The 25,013-nt window shown below is 71.0% G+C and carries 23 protein-coding genes; 13 read left to right on the top strand and 10 right to left on the bottom strand.

Going from position 1 to position 25,013, the window contains the following annotated elements; all coding sequences use genetic code 11:
• Positions 1 to 100 precede the first annotated feature (100 nt).
• Positions 101 to 787 carry a DUF1707 domain-containing protein gene (locus ABZ823_RS02855; RefSeq protein WP_361652981.1) on the top strand — a complete coding sequence of 229 codons (687 nt, stop codon included), beginning with the start codon at positions 101 to 103 and terminating at the stop codon, positions 785 to 787.
• Positions 788 to 949: 162 nt separating this feature from the next.
• A complete protein-coding gene (locus ABZ823_RS02850; protein WP_361652979.1) occupies positions 950 to 1,321 on the top strand; it encodes a WhiB family transcriptional regulator in 372 nt (123 codons plus the stop codon).
• Positions 1,322 to 1,422: 101 nt separating this feature from the next.
• On the opposite strand, the gene glpX is transcribed toward ABZ823_RS02850, so the two are convergent.
• Positions 1,423 to 2,457 carry a class II fructose-bisphosphatase gene (gene glpX, locus ABZ823_RS02845; protein ID WP_361652977.1) on the bottom strand — a complete coding sequence of 345 codons (1,035 nt, stop codon included), beginning with the start codon at positions 2,455 to 2,457 and terminating at the stop codon, positions 1,423 to 1,425.
• Positions 2,458 to 2,583: 126 nt separating this feature from the next.
• On the opposite strand from glpX, the gene ABZ823_RS02840 reads away from it, so the two are divergent.
• Positions 2,584 to 3,105, top strand: a complete 522-nt coding sequence (locus ABZ823_RS02840; RefSeq protein WP_361652975.1) for a DUF4245 domain-containing protein — start codon at positions 2,584 to 2,586, stop codon at positions 3,103 to 3,105.
• 82 nt (positions 3,106 to 3,187) lie between these two features.
• Here ABZ823_RS02840 and ABZ823_RS02835 read toward each other — a convergent pair whose 3' ends face one another.
• From ABZ823_RS02835 to xseA, 3 genes are all read right to left on the bottom strand, one after another.
• On the bottom strand, positions 3,188 to 3,778 hold the full coding sequence (locus ABZ823_RS02835) for a malonic semialdehyde reductase (RefSeq protein WP_361652973.1): 591 nt from the start codon (positions 3,776 to 3,778) through the stop codon (positions 3,188 to 3,190).
• Positions 3,779 to 3,979: 201 nt separating this feature from the next.
• Entirely contained in the window at positions 3,980 to 4,222 is a 243-nt protein-coding gene (locus tag ABZ823_RS02830; protein ID WP_361652971.1) for an exodeoxyribonuclease VII small subunit, read from the bottom strand.
• A gap of 9 nt (positions 4,223 to 4,231) precedes the next feature.
• On the bottom strand, positions 4,232 to 5,449 hold the full coding sequence (gene xseA, locus ABZ823_RS02825; protein ID WP_361652969.1) for an exodeoxyribonuclease VII large subunit: 1,218 nt from the start codon (positions 5,447 to 5,449) through the stop codon (positions 4,232 to 4,234).
• A 100-nt stretch (positions 5,450 to 5,549) separates the two neighbouring features.
• Between xseA and ABZ823_RS02820 the strand changes: the two genes are divergently transcribed.
• Together ABZ823_RS02820 and ppgK are read left to right on the top strand one after the other, a co-directional pair.
• On the top strand, positions 5,550 to 6,545 hold the full coding sequence (locus ABZ823_RS02820) for a 4-hydroxy-3-methylbut-2-enyl diphosphate reductase (RefSeq protein WP_361652967.1): 996 nt from the start codon (positions 5,550 to 5,552) through the stop codon (positions 6,543 to 6,545).
• Between the two features lie 319 nt (positions 6,546 to 6,864).
• Positions 6,865 to 7,611, top strand: coding sequence for a polyphosphate--glucose phosphotransferase (gene ppgK, locus ABZ823_RS02815; RefSeq protein WP_361652965.1), 747 nt, complete (start codon positions 6,865 to 6,867; stop codon positions 7,609 to 7,611).
• A gap of 57 nt (positions 7,612 to 7,668) precedes the next feature.
• Here the strand turns inward: ppgK and ABZ823_RS02810 are convergent, their stop codons facing one another.
• A complete protein-coding gene (locus tag ABZ823_RS02810) occupies positions 7,669 to 8,346 on the bottom strand; it encodes a DUF6542 domain-containing protein (protein ID WP_361652963.1) in 678 nt (225 codons plus the stop codon).
• Positions 8,347 to 8,549: 203 nt separating this feature from the next.
• Between ABZ823_RS02810 and ychF the strand changes: the two genes are divergently transcribed.
• On the top strand, positions 8,550 to 9,638 hold the full coding sequence (ychF, locus tag ABZ823_RS02805) for a redox-regulated ATPase YchF (RefSeq protein ID WP_361652961.1): 1,089 nt from the start codon (positions 8,550 to 8,552) through the stop codon (positions 9,636 to 9,638).
• Between the two features lie 129 nt (positions 9,639 to 9,767).
• Here ychF and ABZ823_RS02800 read toward each other — a convergent pair whose 3' ends face one another.
• The 3 genes from ABZ823_RS02800 to ABZ823_RS02790 form a co-directional block, all read right to left on the bottom strand.
• A complete protein-coding gene (locus ABZ823_RS02800) occupies positions 9,768 to 10,031 on the bottom strand; it encodes a type II toxin-antitoxin system RelE/ParE family toxin (RefSeq protein ID WP_361652959.1) in 264 nt (87 codons plus the stop codon).
• Positions 10,024 to 10,293, bottom strand: a complete 270-nt coding sequence (locus ABZ823_RS02795; RefSeq protein WP_019434848.1) for a type II toxin-antitoxin system Phd/YefM family antitoxin — start codon at positions 10,291 to 10,293, stop codon at positions 10,024 to 10,026. The genes ABZ823_RS02800 and ABZ823_RS02795 overlap by 8 nt, the downstream gene beginning before the upstream one ends.
• 1,058 nt (positions 10,294 to 11,351) lie before the next feature.
• The gene (locus ABZ823_RS02790) at positions 11,352 to 11,969 is read right to left on the bottom strand and encodes an RNA polymerase sigma factor (protein ID WP_361652957.1); all 618 of its coding nucleotides are present in this window, start codon (positions 11,967 to 11,969) and stop codon (positions 11,352 to 11,354) included.
• Positions 11,970 to 12,290: 321 nt separating this feature from the next.
• Here ABZ823_RS02790 and ABZ823_RS02785 point away from each other — a divergent pair, with 321 nt between their 5' ends.
• On the top strand, positions 12,291 to 14,588 hold the full coding sequence (locus ABZ823_RS02785) for a peptidoglycan recognition protein (protein ID WP_361653645.1): 2,298 nt from the start codon (positions 12,291 to 12,293) through the stop codon (positions 14,586 to 14,588).
• A gap of 169 nt (positions 14,589 to 14,757) precedes the next feature.
• Here the strand turns inward: ABZ823_RS02785 and ABZ823_RS02780 are convergent, their stop codons facing one another.
• Together ABZ823_RS02780 and ABZ823_RS02775 are read right to left on the bottom strand one after the other, a co-directional pair.
• Positions 14,758 to 17,397, bottom strand: coding sequence for an amino acid permease (locus ABZ823_RS02780; RefSeq protein WP_361652955.1), 2,640 nt, complete (start codon positions 17,395 to 17,397; stop codon positions 14,758 to 14,760).
• Between the two features lie 638 nt (positions 17,398 to 18,035).
• A complete protein-coding gene (locus ABZ823_RS02775; protein ID WP_361652953.1) occupies positions 18,036 to 19,178 on the bottom strand; it encodes a pyridoxal-phosphate dependent enzyme in 1,143 nt (380 codons plus the stop codon).
• Positions 19,179 to 19,338: 160 nt separating this feature from the next.
• On the opposite strand from ABZ823_RS02775, the gene ABZ823_RS02770 reads away from it, so the two are divergent.
• The 6 genes from ABZ823_RS02770 (at position 19,339) to ABZ823_RS02745 (ending at position 24,887) form a co-directional block, all read left to right on the top strand.
• Positions 19,339 to 20,898, top strand: coding sequence for a S8 family serine peptidase (locus ABZ823_RS02770; protein ID WP_361652951.1), 1,560 nt, complete (start codon positions 19,339 to 19,341; stop codon positions 20,896 to 20,898).
• 150 nt (positions 20,899 to 21,048) lie between these two features.
• Positions 21,049 to 22,227 (top strand): DUF4190 domain-containing protein, encoded by a 1,179-nt coding sequence (locus tag ABZ823_RS02765; RefSeq protein ID WP_361652949.1) that lies wholly within the window; start codon positions 21,049 to 21,051, stop codon positions 22,225 to 22,227.
• A 147-nt stretch (positions 22,228 to 22,374) separates the two neighbouring features.
• Positions 22,375 to 23,127 carry a GntR family transcriptional regulator gene (locus tag ABZ823_RS02760; protein WP_361652947.1) on the top strand — a complete coding sequence of 251 codons (753 nt, stop codon included), beginning with the start codon at positions 22,375 to 22,377 and terminating at the stop codon, positions 23,125 to 23,127.
• Between the two features lie 465 nt (positions 23,128 to 23,592).
• Entirely contained in the window at positions 23,593 to 23,796 is a 204-nt protein-coding gene (locus ABZ823_RS02755; protein WP_361652945.1) for an SPOR domain-containing protein, read from the top strand.
• Between the two features lie 30 nt (positions 23,797 to 23,826).
• A complete protein-coding gene (locus ABZ823_RS02750; RefSeq protein WP_361652943.1) occupies positions 23,827 to 24,222 on the top strand; it encodes a (deoxy)nucleoside triphosphate pyrophosphohydrolase in 396 nt (131 codons plus the stop codon).
• Positions 24,223 to 24,479: 257 nt separating this feature from the next.
• Positions 24,480 to 24,887: an ATP-binding protein gene (locus ABZ823_RS02745; RefSeq protein ID WP_361652941.1), complete on the top strand. Its 408-nt coding sequence runs from the start codon at positions 24,480 to 24,482 to the stop codon at positions 24,885 to 24,887.
• Positions 24,888 to 25,013: the final 126 nt, after the last annotated feature.

Below are 25,013 nucleotides of genomic sequence, written 5' to 3'. Positions count from 1 at the left end.
GGTAGGGCTCAGTACCGGCGCCCTCCCGGACCGTAACGGTTTTCCCCGGGCCGGCGACCGGGGGTAGTCGCGATCTATCGCGTTTGGGTACGCTGCTGCCGTGGACCTTCAGAAGCAGACCGGACCGCGCGTCGCCGAGCTGCGCGCCTCGGACGCCGACCGTGACCGCATCGCCGACATGCTGCGCGACGCCCTCGCCGAGGGCCGCCTGACCGCGGAGGAGCACGCCGAGCGCGTCGAGGGGGTGCTCAACGCCAAGACGGTCGGCGAGCTGGAGGTCTTCATCCGGGACCTGCCCGCCGCCCACCAGGGGCGCCCGGGCGCGGCGCACACCTACGCGCCGAACCGCCCGACGGCCGGCGCCATCCCGCCCGAGGCCGACGAGAACGTGGTGGCGGTCTTCAGTGCGTCCGTGCGCAAGGGCCGCTGGCGTGCCGGGCGCCGGCTGCGTGTGTACTCGGTGTTCGGCAGTGTGGTGATCGACCTCAGTGAGGCGATCTTCGAGTACCAGCAGGTCGTGATCAAGGCGGTCTCGGTCTTCGGTGACGTCCAGATCCGTGTCCCGGAGAACGTGTCGCTGCGCGGCACCGGCGGTGGGGTCCTCGGCAACTTCGAGGTGCAGACGCTGGACTCGGAGGACTCGCAGGCACCCGTTGTCTACGTCGACGGCTGGGCCGTCCTGGGCAACGTCGAGGCACGGCCCAAGCGGGGCAAGCTGGTCGCGGACATCCTGGACCGGGTCTCGGGCAAGGTGGACCGGGCTTTGCGCAAGCGCCTGGACCGTTGACGGTTGTGAATCCGGTCGCGTCGGTGCGGGCCTGCCTCGCATCGGTGGCCTCAACGGCCCCTGGTATGCCAGCGGTTCGGAACTGAGTGCATAGGCGCGCGCACAGCGGGTAGGCCTTGCTGCATCGTCTCTCGCTCGCGAAGCCGTCGTCAGGAGTAGACCGTGCTGCAATCGCCGCATTCATCCTTGCAGGTCGCTGACGTTCCGCACCAGCGGGTGCCAGTGCGCGACAGGGATCAGGACGCCCCGTGGCACACGGAGGCGGTGTGCCGGCGTGACGAGGCCGGCCTGTTCTTCGCCCCCTCCAAGGAACCCACCGCGGCCCGGCTGTCCCGTGAGGAGGCGGCCAAGCGTGTCTGTGCGCGCTGCCCGGTGATGGTCGAGTGCCGGGAGCACGCGCTGTTGCAGCCCGAGCCGTACGGGGTGTGGGGCGGTCTGACCGCCGCGGAGCGCCGTGTGGTGCTGGCCCGGCGCCGGCGCCGCGAGATGGAGCTGAAGAAGGCGGCACGGGGGACGATAGCGGCGGCCGGCTGAGGAAGCGTGCGAAAGGGGCGCCCCCTCCGCACCGGGGGCGCCCCTTGAGTATCGGCGGGCAGGCCCCGGGCCGGGGCCCTCGCCCGCTTCCCGCGGCCGGACTACTTCGCGCGGTCGAAGTCGATCGCGCTGTACGCGCGCAGCTTGCTCAGCCGGTGCACCGAGTCGATCCGGCGGACCGTACCTGACTTGGAGCGCATGACGATCGAGTCGGTGGTGGCCGTCTCGGAGCGGTAGCGCACACCGCGCAGCAGCTCGCCGTCGGTGATGCCGGTGGCGACGAAGAAGACGTTCTCGCCGGAGACCAGGTCGTCGGTGGTCAGCACCCGGTCGAGGTCGTGCCCCGCGTCGAGGGCCCGCTGCCGCTCCTCGTCGTCCTTGGGCCACAGCTTGCCCTGGATGGTGCCGCCGAGGCACTTCACGGCGCATGCGGAGATGATGCCCTCCGGGGTGCCGCCGACGCCGAGCAGCAGATCGATGCCGGTCCCTTCGCGCAGCGCCAGGATCGAGCCGGCGACATCGCCGTCCGAGATCAGCTTGATGCGCGCGCCGGTCTCCCGGACCTCCTTGATGAGGCCCTCGTGGCGCGGCCGGTCGAGGATGACGACGGTGACGTCCTCCGGCGTCGAGTTCTTGGCCTTGGCGACCCGGCGGATGTTCACCGACACGGGGGCGTCGATGTCGACGAAGTCGGCCGCCTCGGGGCCGGTGACCAGCTTGTCCATGTAGAAGACGGCGGACGGGTCGAACATGGTGCCACGGTCGGCGGCGGCCAGCACCGCGATCGCGTTCGGCATGCCCTTCGCCGTGAGCGTGGTGCCGTCGATCGGGTCCACGGCGATGTCGCATTCCGGACCGGTCCCGTCGCCGACCCGCTCCCCGTTGAAGAGCATCGGGGCCTCGTCCTTCTCCCCTTCGCCGATGACGACGACGCCGTTCATCGACACGGTGGAGACGAGGGTCCGCATGGCGCGTACGGCTGCGCCGTCGGCGCCGTTCTTGTCGCCGCGGCCGACCCAGCGGCCCGCGGCCATGGCGGCGGCCTCGGTGACCCGGACGAGTTCCAGGGCGAGGTTCCGGTCCGGGGCCTCGGAGGGGACTTCGAGCTCGGACGGCAGGTGATGATTCTCGGTCATCGGAGCGCACCTTTCTGATACGACGACGGCCGGATGAGGGCGATGCCCCGACTCTATCGTTGAGCCGACAAAATGAGCAGGGGGCCCCACGGATGAGCAGACCGCTGTACCTGCGACGATAGGGGCGTGGCAGGTACGAAAGGCAAGCGGCAGACGGTCCGGGACATGCTCCTCTCCCTGGCCCTCATCGGGCTGATGGCGGGCGTCATCTATCTCTTCATCCCCCATGACGACCACGCTCCCGCACTCAAGCGGGTGGACTACCGCGCCGAGCTGCTCTCGGCACGCCGGGCGGCGGCCTATCCGGTGGCGGCGCCCGAGGGCCTGGCGGAGACCTGGAAGGCCACCTCGGTGCGCTACCAGGACGACCCCTACGACGCCTGGCACCTCGGTTACCAGGACCCCGAGGGTCAGTACGTGGCCATCGAGCAGTCGACTCAGCGGGCGGCCGCGTTCATCGACGACGCCAGCCAGGGCGCGCACGAGACGAAGGTCACGCAGAGCATCGGCGGGCAGACCTGGCAGCGCTACACGGGCGGCCGCTACGACGCGCTCGTCCTGCACGGCAAGGGCTCCACCACCGTGGTGACGGGCACGGCGTCGTTCGCTCAGCTGACGAAGATGGCTCAGGCGCTGCGGACGGGCTGAGCCCCTGCGGGCGCCGGCGCGCGAGCATGGGACAGGGCCCCGGCGCCATTGACGGGGCCCTGTCGCCTCCCTGCCGAAGGCGTCAGACCGTGGTGACGACCTGCTCGAAGCCCAGGCGCGGGGAGCGCGGGTACCAGGCGTCCTCGCCCGGCTTGCCGATGTTGACCACCATCAGCGGGGTGTGGTCGTCGTCCAGGAACTCCTTGCGGAGGCCCTCGAAGTCCAGGCCGGTCATCGGGCCGGCGGCGAGGCCGGCGGCGCGGACGCCGATGATGAAGTACGCGGCCTGGAGGGTGGCGTTGAGCACGGCGCTGTTCTCACGCACCGAGCGGTCGCCGAAGAAGGCGTCCTTGGCCTGAGGGAAGTGCGGGAAGAGGTGCGGCAGCTCCTCGTGGAACTCGTTGTCCGCCGAAAGGATCGCGACCAGCGGCGCCGTGGCCGTCTTGGCCCGGTTGCCCTCCGCCATGTGCTGGACGAGGCGCTCGCGGGCCTCGGCGGAGCGGACCAGGGTGATGCGCAGCGGCGACTGGTTCATCGAGGTCGGGCCGTACTTGACCAGGTCGTAGATCGCCTGGAGCTGCTCGTCGGTCACCGGCTCGTCGGTGAAGGTGTTGGCCGTGCGGGCCTCGCGGAACAGCAGGTCCTGTGCCGCGGGGTCAAGTGCGAGGGACATGGGTGGGAACTTCCTCGAGATGGCGCTGGATCCCGGGGGATCGGCTTGCGGCATCGACACTAGAGCCGAAGAGGTTCAAGCTTCAACCATAGTCTGTCCGAGGTGATCGGCTTCACAGGGACCCGGAGGCTTCACGGTCCCTGAGGCTTCCCGGGGACCCGGAGGCGACGAGACCGCCCGGGGCGCGGGCACGCGGCCGGTTCACTCGTCGCCGTCGGCGCCCCCGGCCTCCGTGCCCTCCCGCTCCTCGGCCAGCGCGGCGTCCAGCCGCCTGCGGGCGCCCTCCAGCCAGGTGCGGCACACCTTGGCAAGCGCCTCGCCCCGCTCCCACAGCGCCAGTGACTCCTCGAGCGTCGTGCCTCCGGCCTCCAGGCGCCGTACGACCTCGATCAACTCGTCCCTCGCCTGCTCGTACCCGAGTGCCTCGTCCGTCTTGCTGGTCATGCGCTCTCCCTAAGATCCCTGGTTGTCGGCCCGTACCGTGAACGCGCCCTCCGCGACCCGCGCCCGCAGGGCCTCGCCCGCCGCCACGTCGTCCGGCGACCGGACCACGTGCCCGTCGGCCTTCTGCAGCACCGCGTACCCTCGCTGGAGCGTCGCGGCCGGTGACAGGGCCACCACGCGCGCGTGGGTGTGCGTGAGCTCCGAGTCGGCGCGGTCGAGCAGGTGCCTCAGCGTGCGCCGGCTGCGGTCGGCCAGCGAGGAGATCTGATCCGCCCGCTCGTCGACCATCCGGTGCGGGTCCTCCATGCAGGGCCGCGACAGCGCGTGCGCGAGCCCCCGCTCCTCGCGTTCGACGAACGCCAGTGCGCAGCGTCGCGCCCGGTCCCGTAGCTCCCGCACGCGCTGAAGCTCCTCGCCGACGTCCGGAACGACCTTCTTGGCCGCGTCGGTCGGGGTGGAGGCGCGCAGGTCGGCGACGTGGTCGAGCAGGGGATTGTCCGGCTCGTGACCGATGGCCGACACCACCGGCGTACGGCAGCCCGCCACCGCCCGCACGAGCTGCTCGTCGGAGAACGGCAGCAGATCCTCCACGCTGCCACCGCCGCGCGCCACGATGATCACATCGACGTCCTCGAGCGCGTCCAGCTCCTTCACGGCCTGGACGACCTGAGGCACGGCGTGCACCCCCTGCACGGCGACGTTGCGCACCTCGAAGCGGACGGCGGGCCAGCGGTGCCGCGCGTTCTCCAGCACATCGCGCTCGGCTGCCGAGGCGCGGCCGCAGACGAGCCCGATGAGCTGCGGCAGGAACGGCAGCGGTTTCTTGCGCTCGGGTGCGAAGAGTCCCTCCGCCGCAAGGGACTTCTTCAGCTGTTCGAGCCGCGCCAGCAGCTCGCCGACGCCCACGGGCCGTATCTCGGCGGCGCGCAGGGACAGCTGGCCCCTCGGCGCGTACCACTCCGGTTTGGCGTGGACGACCACCCGGGCGCCCTCCCGCACGACATCGGCGACGGCGTCGAACACCTGGCGGTAGCAGGTGACGGCGACGGAGATGTCGTACGACGGATCGCGCAGCGTGAGAAAGACGACGCCGGCGCCGGGCCGCCGCGACAGCTGGGTGATCTGCCCCTCCACCCAGATCGCCCCGAGCCGGTCGATCCACCCCCCGATGAGCCGCGAGACCTCGCCGACCGGCAGGGGTGACTCCGCGGACGTGTTCACAGCCATGCGCCCGAGCGTAACCGCCGGGTCCGACAACGGTGGTCGGCACAACCTCTCCCCAAGGAGGCGATCTACGACCCCCCGGCGCGGCCTTACGATGGTGCGCATGACCGCTTCGTCTGGCCGCCGTGTCCTGCTCGCCGCCCCCCGGGGCTACTGCGCGGGTGTCGACCGTGCCGTGATCGCCGTCGAGAAGGCCCTCGAACAGTACGGGGCCCCGATCTACGTCCGCCACGAGATCGTCCACAACAAGTACGTCGTGCAGACCCTGGAGAAGAAGGGCGCGATCTTCGTCGAGCAGACGGAGGAGGTGCCGCCGGGCAACATCGTCATGTTCTCCGCGCACGGTGTCGCGCCCACGGTCCACGAAGAGGCCGAGCGCGGCCGGCTCGCCACCATCGACGCGACCTGCCCCCTGGTCACCAAGGTCCACAAGGAGGCGGTCCGCTTCGCCAAGGAGGACTTCGACATCCTCCTGATCGGGCACGAGGGTCACGAAGAGGTCATCGGCACGTCCGGTGAGGCCCCGGACCACATCCAGCTCGTGGACGGCCCCGAGGACGTCGCGAAGGTCGAGGTGCGCGACCCCTCCAAGATCGTCTGGCTGTCCCAGACCACCCTGTCGGTCGACGAGACCATGGAGACGGTCGACGCCCTCAAGGAGAAGTTCCCGCAGCTCGTCTCCCCGCCCAGCGACGACATCTGCTACGCCACGCAGAACCGCCAGCTCGCGGTGAAGCAGATGGGCGCCGAGGCGGACCTGGTGATCGTGGTCGGCTCCCGGAACTCCTCGAACTCCAAGCGGCTGGTCGAGGTCGCCAAGATCGCGGGCGCGCGCGAGGCGTACCTCGTGGACTTCGCCGACGAGATCGACGAGGCATGGCTGGAGGGCGTCTCCACGGTCGGCGTGACCTCGGGCGCATCCGTCCCCGAGGTCCTGGTCGAGCAGGTCCTCCAGTGGCTCGCGCAGCGCGGCTTCGAGGACGTCGAGATCGTCAAGGCGGCCGAGGAGTCCATCACCTTCTCGCTGCCGAAGGAGCTCCGCCGCGACCTGCGCTCGGAGGCCGCGGCCCTGCTGGAAGAGCGCACCGGCGAGAAGTGACGGCGCCCGGGGCGCACGGCACCGAGTGGTGACGCCCCGCGGCGTGCCGCTCGGCGATGTGCCGAGGCCCACGGTCGTCGAGGTGTGGGTGCACCGGTCGACGATGTGCGGCGGTGCGCGCGGCCCTTGATGTGCCGCCGTCGCACCGGCCGTCGAGGTGTGGGGGTGCGCGCGGCCGTTGTCGTGCCGCCGTCGCACCGGCCGTCGAGGTGTGGGCGTGCACCGGTCCATGACCTGCCAAGGGGCGTCGGGCGGTGGCGGCGCGGCGGAGGCGGATGCCGGGAAGAGGCCGTCGGCCGCAGGACGTACCGTGGTGCCCATGCAGATCTTCGGCGTGGACATCGGCGGATCCGGAATCAAGGGCGCTCCCGTGGACCTGGACCGGGGCGAGCTCACGGAGGAGCGCTTCAAGGTGCTCACTCCGCACCCGGCGACGCCCGAGGCGGTGGCCGACGGCGTGAAGGAGGTCGTCGAGCACTTCGGCTGGAGCGGCCCGGTCGGCGTCACGTTCCCCGGAGTGGTCACCGGGGGCTCCACCATCCGCACGGCGGCCAATGTCGACAAGCGCTGGATCGACACCGACGCGCGCGCCCTGTTCGGGGAGCGGCTCGGCGGCCTGCCCGTGACCGTGCTGAACGACGCGGACGCGGCCGGTGTCGCCGAGATGCGGTTCGGCGCGGGCCGCGACCGGCGGGGCACCGTCATCGTGCTCACATTCGGCACCGGCATCGGCAGTGCCCTGTTCACCGACGGGGTGCTCGTCGCGAACACCGAGCTGGGCCACCTCGAACTGAACGGCCACGACGCCGAGAAGCGTGCCTCCTCCAAGGCCAGGGAGGACCACGACCTGACGTGGGAGCAATGGGCGAGCCGGGTGCGGAGATACCTCGCCCACGTCGAGATGCTGTTCTCCCCGGAGCTGTTCGTCATCGGCGGCGGCGTCAGCCGCAAGTCCAACAAGTTCCTGCCACTGATCGAGGGCATCAAGGCGGAGATCGTCCCGGCGCAGCTCCAGAACAACGCGGGAATCGTGGGCGCGGCCATGAGGGCGGCGGACACGCGGTAGCGGCAGCCGCGGGGCCGGAGTGTCCGCTCCTGCCGGCCCCGTCGACGGACCGCGCCGTCAGGCAGGCCGGCGGCGCTGCGCCACCCGCCTGCGCATCATGCGCACTCGGCGCACGGTCGCGATGACACCCGCGATGAGCGTGCCTCCGTAGAGCCAGCCCGCCTGGGTGGCGAGCGCGGTGACCACTGCCACCAGGCGCCCGCCGAGGCCGCCGCCGCCGTCGGTCAGGGGCAGCAGGCCGACGGAGAAGGCGATCGGCACCACGACCGGCGCGATCACCAGGTCCCCGCACCGCACCCACAGTGCGGTCAGCATGCACACCGGCAGGAACAGCACGCCGTAGGCGGTGAGGGACGAGCCGAACAGCGACCGGTCCAGACACCCGAGCGCGAGCATCACGGCCCCGCAGAACAGTCCGCCGCCGAGGCCGGTCAGGCGGGGGCCGCGCAGCGGCGGTGCCGCCTGGTCGGCCGGCGGCGCGTTCCGTCGTGCCGCGGGATGCCGTGGGGGGCCGCCGTTGCCCCGGGCGGACGGCCGGGCTCCGGCGACACGGTCCCGCCCGTCCGGCCGCGGCGGTCCCTCGGCCGTCTCGGGCCGGTTCGGGATGCCGGGAGGGAAAGGGCGGGCAGGCGTGCTGGGCCGCACCGTCCCGGCTCCGCCGCGTCTGCCCTGCGGGGGGAGGGGTGCGCCGCGTCGCGGTCCGTGGTGCTGGGGTCGCGTCCTGTGTTGCTCCACCGCACCAACTTAGGTCGGTTTATGTGCGGAATGACCTCTGAGACACGCCGTTGTCGCAAGCTTGGCCAAGCGTTCGATACGTCGCCGGGGCGGGGTCCGGTACGCCGTAGACTGGTGGATCGGCCCGCACACACTCCTGACGGACCCGGGCCCCCACCGCCCAGTCCAGTCCAGTTCCACTCTCACGTACGGGAAGTCGCAACGTGTCGCTCACGATCGGAATCGTCGGTCTGCCCAACGTCGGCAAGTCGACCCTGTTCAACGCCCTGACCAAGAACGACGTGCTGGCGGCCAACTACCCGTTCGCCACGATCGAGCCGAACGTCGGTGTCGTGGGTGTCCCGGACGCCCGTCTCGCGAAGCTGGCCGAGATCTTCAAGTCGGAGCGGGTCCTTCCCGCGACCGTCGACTTCGTCGACATCGCGGGCATCGTGCGCGGTGCGAGCGAGGGCGAGGGCCTCGGCAACAAGTTCCTCGCGAACATCCGCGAGTCGGACGCCATCTGCCAGGTCATCCGCGCCTTCAAGGACGAGAACGTCGTGCACGTGGACGGCAAGGTCTCGCCGAAGGACGACATCGAGACGATCAACACCGAGCTGATCCTCGCGGACATCCAGACCATCGAGAAGGTCCTCCCGCGCCTCCAGAAGGAGTCGCGGATCAAGAAGGACGTCGCCCCGAAGGTGAAGGCCGTCGAGGAGGCGAAGGAGATCCTGGACAAGGGCGACACCCTCTTCGCGCACGGCATCGTCCAGGGCAGCGAGCGCGCGGAGCTGCTGCACGACCTGCACCTGCTCACCACCAAGCCGTTCCTCTACGTCTTCAACGTCGACGAGGACGAGCTGATGGACGACGACTTCAAGGACGACCAGCGCGCACTGGTCGCCCCCGCCGAGGCGATCTTCCTGAACGCCAAGCTGGAGGCGGACCTCGCCGAGCTGGACGAGGACGAGGCCCTGGAGCTCCTCGAGTCGGTCGGCCAGCACGAGCCGGGCCTCGCGACCCTGGCCCGTGTCGGCTTCAACACCCTGGGCCTTCAGACGTACCTCACGGCGGGCCCGAAGGAGTCCCGCGCGTGGACGATCAAGAAGGGCGACACGGCCCCCGAGGCGGCCGGTGTCATCCACACCGACTTCCAGAAGGGCTTCATCAAGGCGGAGGTCATCTCCTTCGAGGACCTGGTCGCGGCCGGCTCGGTGGCCGACGCCCGCGCCGCGGGTAAGGCCCGCATGGAGGGCAAGGACTACGTGATGCAGGACGGCGACGTGGTGGAGTTCCGCTTCAACGTGTGATCGCAGCGTCACCGCACGCTCGATGATCCGTCGAGCGTGCAGGTCAGAAGGGGTCGGCTCCTGGGGGGAGTCGGCCCCTTCGTCGTCACCGTGCCGGATGGGTTCCGGATATTCCGACGTCATCCGGAATCAGGAGTCGTAAACAGCGGAGCGGTGCCCTACGTGCACGACCCACACCACCAGCGCTCCGTTGTCGATCGTGTATACGACGCGGTAGTCGCCGACGCGCAGTCGACGGCGCTCTGGCTGCGACACGAGCGCCGTGGTGTTGAAGCCGAGGGGGTCGCTTTCCAGCTCGGTCAGCTTGGCAAGGATGCGGAGCGCCATGTCGCGAGGGATCTTCCGAAGCTCGGCCCCCGCCTCGGGCCGGAAGACGGTTCGGTACTCACTCACCGCGAGCCAGCGTCTCCCTCATGATGTCCTCGATCGGGATGCCGGGTGCCGGGTTGGCCATGCGCTCGTCGATGATCCGGTTGATCTCACGCTCTTCCCATTCCTGGTACTTGCGCAGCACCTCAATGGAGACGACGGCGGCGACTTCCTTGCCCCGGCGCGTGATGACGGTGGGTACGTCGTCGCGATCGGCGCGCTCCACTACCTCGGCCAGATGTGCGCGCACATCACGGATGGACTCTATGGGCAGCGGCTGAGTCATGAGCCCAAGGGTACCGAGTGTGCCATGTGTACACAACGTGTCGCCGGGGCGGGCGAAGGGGACCGGCCCGGTGGAGGGAGCCCCGGAAGATGCCGGCGGGTGCGTAGGCAGCGGCCCAGCGTCTGGCCCCGGGCTGATCCTGTGCTGAACCGGATCAACCAGCAGCACGTCTTCACAGGTCACAGCGTCGCCATCGACGTTCCGCTGAAACGTCTGAGCGGATGGAGTGACGCCACGTCGCTGACCGCGGCACGTCAGTCGCGCTGCGACCGCTGTCCCTCACCCTTGTGGTCCGTCCGTCCGGGCTTGGTGTCGCCGGGCTTGTGGGTCGGCTTCACGGTTTCCTTGTCCGCTCCGCCCGTCACGGCCTGCGACAACTGCTCGGCACAGTAGGCCGCGAGGTTGTCCTCGCCGTCGGCCGCTTCGATCAGCCGTTGCCAGGCGGGCGAGTTCAGTGCTCTGCCGTGGTCCTTAACCGACGGGTACGCGCGGCAGTGGGTCTGGATGTCCTTCGCTGTGGGCGGACGGTGCGGCGAGGTGGAGGGAGTGGGTTCGCCGGGCTCCCCCCTCCGGTACCGGCGTGGAGGGCTGGGGTGCCGTCGGCGACGGAGGCCGTCGTGCCGGCGTCCCCTCCGGCGCGTTTCCGGAGGAACCGGGCGACCCGATCGCCGCGACCGCCACACTACCCAGAGTCAGGCCGACGGCGAAGAGGGCGACGAGGGCTTTCGCTGAGCGCCGGGCCGGACGGGGCCGCGCCCGCCAGTCGTCCCGTCTGCGGGTCCGCGCCCCCTGGTGCACCCCCGCGTCCCGAGCCGCGCGGAAAGCGGCCACGGCCCGCTGCTCGCCCGGTGCCTCAGGGGCATCGGCGCGCAGCGCACGGCCGAGCGCCGCTTCGAGCCCGGGCGCATCGGCCGTGCTGTCCACGGGGGGCACGTGGCCGGCCGCGCCGGCGCGTCGGCGAGCTCCTGCTTCGCCATCGCTGTGCCGGTCGCGCATACCTATGTCCATTCCCGCGTGCTCGTTGCTCGTTTGTCTTACGTAACCGTCGCCGTCGCTGCTCATTTCGACTGCCTCAGCGTCTGGGACCCCTTCCCCGTCACACCCGCGACGCCGAGTTGGCGGGCCAGCCGTTTCAGCCCGCGGTGGGCGGCCGTGCGTACCGCGCCGGCCCGCTTGCCGAGGACACGCGCGGCGGCCGGGCCGTCGAGGCCGACGACGACGCGGAGCAGCACCGCCTCCGCCTGGTCGCGGGGCAGGCTGCGCACCAACTGCAGGGCGCGTGCGGTCGAGAGTGCTTCGAGCACCTGGTCCTGGACGGTGTCCGGCCCCGGCATTTCCACGGAATGGAGATCGAGACTGGCGGGCACGGGACGGCTGCGGCGGCGGCGCAAGTGGTCCAGGGCGCGGTGGCGGGCGATGGTCGCGCTCCAGCCGCGAAAGCCGGCACCGTCTCCCTTGAACCGGCCGAGGTCCCGCGCGATCTCGAGCCAGGTTTCGGAGGCGACGTCCTCGGCGTCCTCCCCGACGAGTCCGCGGACGTAGCCCAGCAGGCCGGGTTGCACCATCCGGTACACGACCGCGAACGCGGCCTCGTCGCCGTCTCGGGCCCGCGCGACCGCGGCTCCCAGCTCCGCGTCCCGCGCCTGAGCGCTGCGAAGCTCGCCTCCCTGACTCAAAGCCCGTCCCTGTCCGCACCGGTTCGTCGAGCGCGCGGCGGTAGGCCCACGTTGCGGTGCCTCGGGCCCCTGGCCACCCCCACTTGATCGTCAGCGCCGGGTTTCACGGAAACGTCACAGCACCCGGCCGGTATCGATCGCGGTGATATGCGTCACTACCGCGGGTTTCCCCGTGATGTTTGGTGGTCCACGTGCGCTGGAGGGGCGGGTGACCCGTGTGACAGGTGTGCCCGACGTGACTTTTTTCCGTGGCCTGTGGGCCTTCTGTGGGGTGGGATAGTCGTGGGTCGTCGTACGTCGCATGCGTACAGACCGTTGAGCCTGAAGCGGCGGGCGTGGCTGACGCTCGGTGCGGTCGTCCTGGGCGGCGGGGGTGTGGTGACCTATGCGGTCGCCAGCCCCTCCGACCATGGCGCTGTGGGCCGGGCCAAGCGGCCGGTGAAGGTCTACGGCCTCGCCCTGAAAGGCACCGAAGAGGGCAGGCGGGAACTGTCGCGCACGGACACCGAGCAGTTCTCGATGGTCGGCGTCTCGTGGACCGGAGGCACCAAGCGGATCCACGGTACGGCGCAGGTGCGCACCCGCAGCCGGGAGAGCGGCTCGTGGAGCGCCTGGCAGAACCTCGAAGTGAACGTCGACCCGCTGGAGAAGCCCGGTCCGCGCGTGCGCGGCGCCTCCGAGCCGCTGTGGGTCGGGCCGTCCGACGGCGTCCAGGTCCAGGTCGTCCGCAAGAACGGGACGCCCGGCGTTCTGCCCAAGGGACTCCAGGTCAACCTGGTGGACCCGGGAGTGGTGACCGACGCCGAGGCCAAGGCCGGCACCGGGGCCGAGCCGGCCGCGTTCGTCGAGGAGACGAGCCCCGGAGCCACGCCCACGGACCCGGCCGCACCCGGCGAGAGCGCCACCGCCACGCCGACGGACGGCCAGACCACCACGCCCCCGGATCCGACCGACACCGCACCCCCGGCCCCGACCGACACCGCACCCCCTGCTCCGACCGACACCACGCCCGAGGCGACCCCCACCGACTCCGGGTCCGCCTCCCCCACGACGAGCGCGTCGGCCAGTGCATCGGCCACCGTGCCGTCGGCGCCGCCGTCCACCGTGCCCGAGCCGCCCATCACGGCACGTGCCGACTGGGGCGCGGACGAGTCGATCAGCCCTGAGGCGCCGGAGTACAACACGGACGTGAAGGCCGTGTTCGTCCACCACACCGACGGGGCCAACGACTACTCCTGTGCCGACTCGGCGTCGATCGTGCGGAGCATCTACGCGTACCACGTGCAGGTCGAGGGGTGGAAGGACATCGGCTACAACTTCCTGGTCGACAAGTGCGGCACGCTCTTCGAGGGCCGCAAGGGCGGTGTGAACCTGCCGGTGTTCGGCGCGCACACCTACGGTTGGAACCGGGAGTCCGCGGCGGTCGCGGTGCTCGGTGACTACACCTCCACCAGCGCCTCCGACGCCGCGCTGGCCTCGGTCGCCCGCCTGGCCGCCTGGAAGCTCGGCCAGTACGGCGCCGATCCCGCCGGGACCACGCAGCTCACCGCGGGCGCCAGCCAGAAGAACTACTTCAGCACCGGCTTCACCGCGGGCAGCAAGTACACCTTCAACCGGATCTCCGGTCACCGTGACGCCTACAACACCGAATGCCCCGGCGGACTGCTCTACGACCAGCTGCCGACCATCCGGGCCTGGGCGGCCGGCCCGGTGCAGGGCCTGAAGGTCACCTCGGTCGGCGGCGCAAGCCTTTCGGGCTCGACGTACTACACCAAGGGCGGCATCACCGTGGGTTGGACCGCCACCACGCCGGCCTCGCTCATCTCCGGCTTCCAGCTGCTGGTCGACGGCAAGGTCGCCGCGACGGCCTCCGGCACGGCCACGTCCGCGAGCGCCACCCTGCCCCTGGGCAGCCACAGCGTCGCCGTGCGGGCTGTGCACCAGTCCGGCAAGACCGCGACCAGCGGCACGCTCGGCGTCGTGGCGGAGACGACCGCACCGACCTTCACCACCGCCCCGCAGCTCTCCCTGCGTACCGGCACCGTCGACACCAGCGCCGTCCCGGTCACCCTCGGCTGGAAGGCCACCGACGACAAGGCCCTGCGGGAGGTGAGGCTGCTGTCCCCCGCCACGGCCACCTTCGGTCCGACCACCACCAGCTCCAGCCGCACCGCGAAGTCCGGCACCGCCACCACCTGGTCGATGAGGGCCTACGACTACGCCGGCAACTACCGCACGTCCTCCCCGGCCTACACCCCGTCGATCCTTCAGGAGAGCTCCGCCATCAAGTCCGGCAGCTGGACCACCCGTTCCTCCACCAGCTACCTCGGCGGCAAGTCCTACTCCAGCGGTTCCAAGGGTGCCGGCCTCACATGGACCTTCACGGGCCGCTCCGCCGCCTGGGTGGTCTCCCGCGCCTCCACCTCCGGCCAGGCCTACGTCTACGTGGACGGCACCAAGGTCGCGACCGTCGACCTGAAGTCCTCCACCACGCAGTACCGGCAGGCGATCTGGACCAGGTCCTGGTCCGGTAGCGCCAAGCACACCGTCAAGATCGTCGTGGTCGGCACCAGCGGCCGTCCCACCGTCACCACCGACGGCCTCGTCTACATCAAGTGACCCCGACTCTCCGGACGGTGGCCGCCCACCCCGGCCCGGTGTACGCGGAACCGCGTGCACCGGCCGGCGTGGCGGCCCCTCGGGCTCAGCCTGCTCGAAGGGGCATGGCCTGTGCCCGCGCGGTGTGAGGCGCCAGGTCGCAGGGCGGCCCCGGACAACCGCGGGAGGCTCAGTGCGGCGAGTGGTCCGGGGGCAGGGCCTGCTCGGCCCAGATGGTCTTGCCGGTGGGGGTGTAGCGGGTCCCCCAGCGATGGGTCGTCTGGGCGATGATGAACAGGCCCCGGCCCCCTTCGTCGTCGCTGGCGGCGTGGTGCAGATTCGGGGCGCTGTGCCCGGTGTCGGAGACCTCGCAGATCAGGGACCGGTCGCGGATCAGCCGCACCTGGATCGGTCCTCCGACGTAGCGGATGGCGTTGGTGACCAGCTCGCTGAGGACCAGCTCGGTGGTGAAGACCAGGTCCTCCAGCCCCCACTCGTCGAGCTGTTTGCCGACAGTGGTACGGATGACGCCGACCGCCGCCGGATCCGGGGCCAGCTCCCACTGGGCGAACTGCTTCTGGTCGAGCATCCGGGTGCGCGCCAGGAGCAGTGTCGCGTCCTCGTCCACTGGCCCGGGCAGCACCGTGGCCACCACCTCGTCGCACAGCTCGCTCAGGGGCCGCCGGTGATCGGCGAGTACCCGGGCGAGCTGGGAGAGCACGGTGTCCGGATTGTCCGCCGCCTGGAGGAGGCCCTGCGAGAACAGGGCGATGAGGCTGCCGGGATGCAGCTGGAGTTCGGTGCTCTCATACGGCGGCCCGGGCACCCCGAGCGGCGGGCCGGGCGGCAGCCCCGGACAGTCGGCGGTGCCGGTGAACGGTTCCACCACCATCAGCAGAGACTGGCCCGCGTGCGCCAGGCTGCACCGTCCCGAGACGGGGTCGTACACCGCGTACAGGCAGGTCACCCCTCTGGCCTCGTCGGTGTGCGCCCGGGAGCGGCCCCGCTCGTGGGCCGCCCCCCGTTCGTGCGCGGTCTGCTCGACCAGGTCGTCGAGACGCGAGAGCAGCTCGTCCGGGGCCAGGTCCAGCCGGGCCAGGACCTGCACGCCCGTGCGCAGGCGCCCCATGGTGGCGGCGGCCCGCAGGCCGCCGCCGAGCACGTCCCCGACGACCAGGCCGACCCGGGTGCCCGACAGCGGGATGACGTCGAACCAGTCACCGCCCACACCGGACCCGCTGTCCGCGGGCAGATAGCGGCTCTCCGCCTCCAGGGCGGTCACCGAGGGCAGGGCGCGCGGGAGCAGGTTCCGCTGGAGTTTGAGGGTGGCGGAGTGATCCCGGGTGACCACCAGCATCAGCAGGAAGCCGAGCAGCAGGGCGCCCAGGCCCACGACCGTGGCCCCGCCCGTGCGTCCGATCAGCGGCAGGTCGATGGGGGTCGCGTCGAACCGGGGGTTCGCATAGACGTCGAAGGCGGCGTAGAGGAACAGGAAGAGCATGGTCAGCCCGCCCAGTCCCGGCAGCACGCCCTTGAAGACGAGGTCCCGGGCGCTGTGGGTGAGGACCTTGCGGTAGTACCAGACGCAGGCGAAGCCGGCGAGCCCGTAGTAGAACGTGATCGCGAGGCCGACCGCGTCGATCGAGTCGGCCAGGACGTTCCGGCTGAACACGGTCAGGATGATCAGGACGACGATCGAGAGCGCGCCCATGCAGACCGTCGACCAGGTCGGCGTGAGGAACCTGCGGTGGACCCGGGCGAGCTGGGAGGGAACGGCCTTGTGGGCCGCCATGGAGAAGACCGTCCGGGCCAGGGGCAGGATGCTGGTCTGGGTGCAGGCCAGCGCGGAGGTCAGCACCATCAGGATCAGCAGCCTGGACAGGAACAGCCCCGCGCCCTGGCTGCCGAAGACGGCGTTGCCCAGTCCCGACAGCACATCGCCCGCGTGGTCGCGGTTGCCCAGCCCGACGCCCGAGGTGCCGACCCCGGCGAACGACTGCGCCGCCGTGGACACCAGCCCGTAGGTGACCAGGAGCAGCAGGACGGAGACGATGGCGGCACGCCCGGGGGTGCGCGCGCTGTCCACGGTCTCCTCGTTGACCGAGACGGCGGTGTCCCAGCCCCAGTAGAGGAAGACCGCCGTGACGATGCCCGCGGTCAGCGCCTTCCCCGAGGGCACCTCGAAGGGGTTGAACCAGGAGGCGGAGATGTGGATGGCCGTCGGGGGAGCGCTGGTGTAGACCTTGACCAGTGCGGTGACCGCGAACAGCACGAGCACCGCGACCTCCAGGCACAGCAGCCAGCGCTGTACGGCGGCCGAGAGCTCGATGCCGATGTAGCAGATCGCGGTCATCACGGCGATCCAGACGACGCCCGCCACGGTGGTCCACATACGGCTGTGCGCCAGTGTCTCGTAGCCCAGCAGCCGGAAGCCGTAGATCCCGGCGATCTCGGCGACGTTCGTCATGAAGAGGATGTCGGCGACGATGATGCCCCAGCCGCCCATCCAGCCGGCGCGTGGCCCGAAGGCGCGGGTCGCCCAGGTGAAGGCGGTGCCGCAGTCGGCGTTGCTCCTGTTCAGTTCCCGGTAGGCGTACGCGATCAGCAGCATCGGCACGAAGGCCAGGATGGTGATGATCGGGGCCTGGAGTCCGACCCCTGCCACGATGAGGCCCAGGGTGGCCGCGAGGCTGTATGCGGGGCCGGCGGAGGCCAGGCCGATGACGACCGAGGAGCGTATGCCGAGGGCACCGCTCTTGAGCCCCTTCCGGCCCACGCCTGAGCCGGGAGCGGGGCGGTCGGCGGAGGCGGCACCGCTGAAGAGCCTCACGCCCGGTTCCCGCTCCGGGCCCGGCCCGTCCGGGACCCCACCTGACAGCCGGGAAGCCGCCCGGTCTCGTACGGGATCCGGCCACGTGTACGTGCGTGTGGCATGATCCCTCCAGGCGCGACTGACACCCGTCATTCCCGACAAGTCGAGTGTGCGGCACTGTCACCCACCCTGCCCCTCCTGTCCAGGATTAACAACAGAAGCGGCCTTCGTTCGGTTGGGTGTCCGGGCGGCGGAGGGCGGCCATCCCGGCCGCCCGGCTGAGGTACGGCACCGAGGGGCGCCTGCGGATCGCGGCGATCGAGGCCGCCGGGTGGTCGACGGTGCGGTCCGCGGGCGGGGCCCGGTCGCCCGGTTCTCGGCGGGTGGTCCGTGCACGGGCCCGGTCGCCGGGTTGTCGGCGGGGTGGTCCGTGCACGGGCCCGGTCGCCGGGTGGTCGGCGGGGTGGTCCGTGTACGGGGCCTGCCACCACGGGGGCCTGCCACCACGGGCTGCGCCCGGTTCGCCTCATCGATCGGGGCGATCGGGGGCGACCACCGAACCGGCACGGCCCGGCCCCGCACCGGCGCCCGGCCCCGGCCCCGCTCAGGGGCCCCTAGGTTCCTGCCAGGCCCGCTTAGGTTGCTGCCAGGCCCGCTTAGGTTGCTGCCAGGCCCGTCTTCAGTCCGGCCCCGCACAGGGGCACCACCACGGGGGCGATCCCGCCGTTCGAGCGGAGCCGGGACTGGGGGAGCGACTCCAGCAGCCCCTCCCGGGCCGCCGCCCAGCCGGCCGCCGCCGATGTCTCGACGTACAGGCCCTGGGACGCCAGGTCGAGCTGGGCGTGGCGGATCTGGTCGTCCGTGACCGTCAGGAACCGGCCGCCCGAGTCGCGTACCGCCCGCAGGATCTGGCGGGCCCGCGGAGGTCGGGGGATCGCGATTCCCTCGGCGAACGTGGGGGCCGCGGGGGTGACGCCCACCAGGTCCTCGGCGCCCTCCTCCCAGGCGTGCGCCAGCGGCGCGACCGCCGCCGCCTGCACCGCGTACAGCGCCGGACGGCGGTCGATCAGGCCCGCCGCGTACAGCTCGGCGACGGCCAGGGCGGCCCCCAGCAGCAGTGTGCCGTTGCCGACGGGCAGCACGAGCACATCGGGGAGCCGGCCTCCGAAGTCCTCCCACAGCTCGTGCACGCACGTCTTGGTGCCGTGCAGGAAGTACGGGTTGAAGGCGTGCGAGGCGTAGAACACGCCCGGTTCGTCCGCCGCTTGACGGGCCGCCTGCGCTGCCGCCTCGCGGTCGCCGTCGACCACCTGCACCCGCGCCCCGTGCGCGTCGATCTGTTCCAGTTTCCTGGCGGAGATTCCCCCCGGAAGGTACACCGTGCACGGCAGGCCGGCCCGGGCGCAGTACGCGGCGATCGACGTGCCCGCGTTGCCGCTGCTGTCGGCGAGCACCTGCCGTGGCTCCAGCCGCAGCGCCAGCTCGGCGAGCAGGACCGCGCCGCGGTCCTTGAAGGAGAGCGTCGGCATCAGGAAGTCGAGCTTGGCGCAGATGCCGTCCCTCAGTTCCACGAGCGGCGTACGGCCCTCGCCGAGGCTGACCGTGGGGGCGGCCAGCGGCAGGGTCTCCACGTACCGCCACAGCGAATTCACCCGTCCTCCGAGGGACTTGAGGGGTGCGGGGATCGGCGCGAAGTCCAGGTCCAGCGGCCCCCGGCAGGCGGGGCAGCACCAGGCGAGCGACTCCGCGGTCACCCGGGTGCCGTCCGCCGGGCAGAAAGAGTCCGGCAAAGGTGTCATGTGGCCAGGGTAATTGTCCGTTACATAACGGTATGTCATGATCACTGCGCGGTATCCGTGTTGGGCTCGCTCACGCCGCGCCCGCACCGCCGTATGCCTCGCGCTCCCGCACCATCCGCCGAGGCGCCATCAGCAATCCACCGACGAGGAGGACCCTCCGATGCCAGTGATGCGGCAGGCCCGGCGACGACTGGCCGGGGCCGGCACGGCAGCCCTGCTCCTCGGTCTCGTCCCCGCCTCTCCCACGCACGCGGCGCCCTCTCCCGAGGGCGCGGTCCGGTACGCGGGCGCGGCGCACACCGTCCCGGGCAGTTACATCGTCGTCCTCAAGGACATCGCGCGGGCCGACTCCGACGGCGGACGGGCTCTTGCCCGGAAGTACGGCGCCACCATCGGGCACACCTATGTGAAGGCGCTCAACGGCTACGCGATCCATGCCACCGCGTCCGCCGCGAAGCGCTTCGCCGCCGACCCGGCGGTCGCCACCGTCGTCCAGAGCCGCGTCTTCCGTATCGCGTCGACCCAGAGCGGACCGCCGTCCTGGGGTCTGGACCGCGTCGACCAGAAGAACCTGCCGCTCGACGGCGCGTACACCTATCCCGACTCGGCGGGCCAGGGCGTGACCGCGTACATCGTCGACACCGGTGTGCGCATCACCCACAGCGACTTCGGAGGCCGCGCCTCCTACGGCTACGACGCCGTCGACAACGACAACGTCGCCCAGGACGGAAACGGCCACGGCACCCATGTCGCGGGCACGGTCGCCGGCACCGCGTACGGTGTCGCCAAGAAGGCGAAGGTCGTCGCCGTCCGCGTCCTCGACAACTCGGGCTACGGCACCACCGACAAGGTCGTCGCGGGCATCGACTGGGTGGCCCAGCACCACAGCGGTCCGTCCGTGGCCAACATGTCCCTCGGCGGCCCCGCGGACACCGCGCTCGACACCGCCGTCCGCAACACCATCGCCTCGGGCGTCACCTTCGCGGTCGCCGCGGGAAACAGCGACGACGACGCCTCCGGCTACTCACCCGCCCGGGTGAGCGAGGCGCTCACCGTCGGTGCCACCACGCAGGGCGACGCGCGCGCCGCCTACTCCAACTACGGCCCGGCGCTCGACCTCTTCGCGCCCGGTTCATCGATCAAGTCCACGTGGAACTCCGGCGACACGGCCACCTCCACGCTGTCCGGTACGTCCATGGCGGCGCCGCACGTGACGGGGGCTGCGGCTCTCTACCTGGCGGACCACCCCAGGGCCACGCCCGCGCAGGTCGCCTCCGCGCTGACGGACGCCGCGACCACCGCTGTCGTCTCCGCCCCGGGGACCGGCTCGCCCGACCGGCTGCTCGCCGTCGCCGCGGGGACGCCCGTACCGCCGACGCGCCGTTTCGTGAACACCACGGACTTCCCGATCCGCGACTACTCCGTCGCCCAGTCGCCGATCACCGTCTCCGGAGTACCCGGCAAGGCCCCCTCGGCCCTCGGCGTCGAGGTGCACATCCAGCACACCTACATCGGCGACCTCCAGATCCAGCTGATCGCCCCCGACGGCGTGGCGTTCCTCCTCAAGCCCTATGGAACCGGCGGCAGTACGCACGACCTCGACACCGCGTACACCGTGAACGCCTCCTCCCGGACGGCGAACGGCACATGGAGGCTCAGGGTCGCCGACAACGCGATGTTCGACACGGGCAAGATCGACTCCTGGGCACTGCGGTTCTGATCCCAGGGCCGCGCGCGGTTCCGTGCCGCCGTCCGCGCACCCGCCGCCTTCGTGGGCGCGTTCGTGCCCCGCATTCCACCCCCGCTTCTCCCGCACCTACGATGCGCGTCGTACATCTGTTCTGCGCACTCCGGACGAGGAGCGGTACCCGTGTCCATACCCCCGACCCCCGGGCCCCAGCAGCCCGGGGGCCCGTACCCGCAGGGCCCCTACCAGCAGCCGTACGGACCCGGGCTGCCGTACCAGCCCTGGGGGCAGGGGTACTCCCCGTACAACCGCCCGGCACCGGTCAACGGGCTCGCCGTCACCGCGCTCGTCCTCGGGATCCTGTGTTTCCTCCCGGCCGTCGGGCTGGTCCTCGGACTGGTCGCGCTCGCGCAGATCCGGCGGCGCGGCGAACGTGGCCGGGGGCTCGCGATCGGCGGAATCGTGATGTCCTCGATCGGGCTCGCCCTGTTCGTGACCGCCTTCGCGACCGGCGGCGCGCACGACTTCTGGCAGAGCGTCAGGGAGGGGGTGCGCGGCGACGGCGTGACGTTCTCCGTGCATAAGGGCGAGTGCTTCGACGCGCCGGGCGGCTCGCTGCAGGGCGAGGCGTACGACGTCGACAAGGTGCCCTGCTCCGGAAGGCACCAGGCCGAGGTCTTCGCGGACTTCACGCTCCCGGACGGCCGCTTTCCCGGCGACGACACGATCACCGGCACCGCCGACGACAGGTGCTACGCGCTGAGCGGCACGTACGCCATGGACTCGTGGGCGGTCCCCGCCGATGTCGACATCTACTACTTCACCCCCACCCGGGAGAGCTGGGGCCTCGGCGACCGCCGGGTCACCTGCATGTTCGGCAACACCGACGAGAAGGGCACCCTCACCGGCACGCTGCGCCGCGACGCCACCACCCTCACCGACGACCAGCTCGCCTTTCTGCGCGCGGACGCGGTCCTGTACCGGGCCCTGGACGCCGCCCCCGACGCCGCATACGTCGAGGACGACCTGCCCGGCCACCGCAAGTGGGCGGCGCGGGTCGCCACGGCGCTCGCCGACCAGACCCGGCAGCTGCGCGCCCACTCCTGGCCGGCGGATGCCCAGCGGCCGGTCGCCGGCCAGACCTCGGCCCTGGAGCGGGCCCGCGAGGAGTGGGGCAGGGCGGCGGAGGCCACCGACGCCGACACCTTCTATGTCCACTACGACCGGGGCAGCGCGCTCCTGGAGGGCCGGACGGCGGTCACCGCACGCAAGGCTCTGGGCCTGGCCACGACTCCTCCGTCGAGCGGTACGGACAGCGCCGAGGGCTCCGGAGCGGCCTCGAACACCGGAAAACAGGTGTGACGGAGGCCATACCGGGCAGGAAATGCCTGCGTAAAGCCCCCAGGCGACCCGAGTAATCACATCGAGTGATTCTCTGGCCTTTGCTTGCATGGCACAACCCACGGTTGCCAGGCTGTTGCTGTCTGTACAAGCTGATGGGAGCGGCCAGTGACTTTCGGTGAGCAGCCGGCGTATCTGCGTGTCGCGGGTGATCTCCGTAAGAAGATCGTCGACGGTCTGCTGCCTCCGCACACACGCCTTCCCTCCCAGGCCCGCATCCGCGAGGAGTACGGCGTCTCGGACACGGTCGCTCTGGAGGCGCGCAAGGTTCTGATGGCCGAGGGGCTCGTCGAAGGCCGCTCCGGGTCGGGCACGTATGTCCGGGAGCGGCCGGTGCCCCGCCGGGTGGCCCGCTCGGGCTTCCGTCCGGAGAGCGGCGCCACCCCGTTCCGCCAGGAGCAGGCGGACGTCTCGGTGCGCGGCACCTGGGAGTCGCACAGTGAGCAGAGGGAGGCGGGCGGGGCCATCGCCGAGCGGCTCGGCATCCAGCCGGGCGACCGTGTGATGCGCACGAAGTACGTCTTCCGGGAGGCGGGCGAGGCGATGATGCTCTCCACGTCGTGGGAGCCCCTCGCGCTGACCGGCCGCACCCCCGTGATGCTTCCCGAGGAGGGACCGCTCGGCGGCATGGGTGTCGTCGAGCGCATGGCCGCCATCGACGTGATCGTCGACAACGTCACGGAGGAGGTCGGCGCCCGCCCCGGTCTCGCCGAGGAACTGCTGGCGCTGGGCGGTGTCCCCGGCCATGTCGTGCTGGTCATCCAGCGGACGTACTACGCCTCGGGCCGCCCGGTGGAAACGGCGGACGTGGTGGTACCGGCGGATCGCTACCGGGTGGCGTACCACCTACCGGTGAAGTAACCGGGCGCGCGGCCCCCCGGCGGCCTCCCGTCGCCGGGGCCCCGGCGCCTCCTTTCCGTCTCACCGCGCGCCCCTCGGCGCCCGCTTCCCGCACCTCTCCGCTGCTCGTCCGCAAGGTGGACGGTGGCTCATGGGTGCGCTCAAGTGCCGCCGGAAGAAGGCGAGTTGATCCGCCTCTCCGGCGAAGTGATGTCGGCTCCCGGTGCAGTCGCGATCCGGTCGTTTCCTCTCACCCTTCGGATGCCGATCCGTAAGCGCTTCACGCTGCTCTTCGTGCGCGCGGGGTGCGTGTGACGGCGCACACGACGGCGTGCGCCCCCTCTGGTATGGCTGGTTGGCGTACCTCTTTGTGAAAAGCCGTATTCGCTCCGTGAAGGTGTGGCGTAGGCTCGGGCATATGCGCATTGCGGTTTCCTTGGTGAGCGGGGCGCGGCGGGAGCCGGGGGCGGGAAGCGGAGGGACCCGATGAACGACAGCACGGTCACTTTTCCCTGGCTCGTCATTCGGCAGGACGACAACGGCAACCGCTACAGCGTGGGCAGGTACGCCACCCGCGCGGAAGCCCAGAAGATCGTCGACAGCCTCGACGACCGCGGTCACAAACAGCTCTACTGGGTCGAGCGCATCGGTCAGAGCAGCGGCAGGCGGGGGGAGCGACCCGGAGTGTGATCCCCCGCGCGCTCCCGTAGGCTCCGGCGCATGACGCAACCGATCGTGGTGGTCGGCGCCGCCCTGCTGAAGGACGGCCGCCTCCTGGCCGCGCGCCGTAGTGCGCCCCCCGAGCTCGCCGGACGCTGGGAGCTGCCCGGCGGCAAGGTCGAACCGGGCGAGACCCCGGAGTGCGCCCTCGTACGCGAGCTGCGGGAGGAACTGGGTGTGACGGCGGAGCCCGTCGAGCGTGTACCGGGGGAGTGGCCGCTGAAACCGGGATACGTCCTGCGGGTCTGGACCGCGCGCCTCCTCGCCGGCCGGCCCGAGCCCCTGGAGGACCACGACGAACTGCGCTGGCTGACCCCCGATGAGATCTGGGACGTGGACTGGCTCGACCAGGACGTGGCGGCGGTCAAGGGCGTCCTGACGGTATGGAATCGGTAAAACCTGAACCCGCGTTGTGTCCTCTGAAGGGCGTCCGGAGCCGGATTTCCGCCGCCGATGTGCGCGAAATCTCGGGTCGGGGCCCGGATCACCGTGTGCCGAGATGAGGAGAACGGAGACTGCCGGCGCGCCCGCCGTACCAGGGGTCGGCATCCGGTATGCCGTCCGTGTCATAGTGCGCCCCGGTATGCGGTAAGGCGCTACTGATACCGGGTATGGGCCGATTAGCCCCTCGAAACCGGACACGGGCCCGGGAAGTGATCGGCGTGCTCGACACCGAAGACACAAACGCCGAATGGACGTTCCACGCAGACCCCGGTGCAGTACGGACCGCTCGCGCCGCTGTCCGGGACCAGCTACGCGCCTGGGGGCTCGACGAGATCGGTGACATCGCCGCGCTGCTGGTCAGCGAGCTGGTGACCAATTCCCTGCGGCACGCGACCGGCCCCATCGGCGTCCGTCTCATCCGCGACGGCGGCACCGCCCCCTGTCTGCTCGTCGAGGTCTCCGACACGCTTCCCGACCCGCCCCGGGAACGCACCGCCGACTCCTACTCCGAGGACGGCCGCGGCCTCCAACTGGTCGCCCGCTCCTCGCGCCGCTGGGGCACCCGCCCCGCGGAGACCGGCAAGACGGTCTGGTTCGAGCTGCCGGTTCCCGGCTGACCTGCGACGCGGTTGTGAGGTTCGACCAGGCGTCACCTGGTTAGAAGACTGGGAGTATGGCCCGGCCGGTCCAAAAAGCATCGGGACCGTGCTGTGATCGTGAACACCGTGTTGTGCGGCACCGTA

This window comes from Streptomyces sp. NPDC047079, assembly GCF_040643755.1.
Lineage (GTDB): Bacteria > Actinomycetota > Actinomycetes > Streptomycetales > Streptomycetaceae > Streptomyces.
This window is presented reverse-complemented; position numbering and strand designations above follow the sequence as displayed.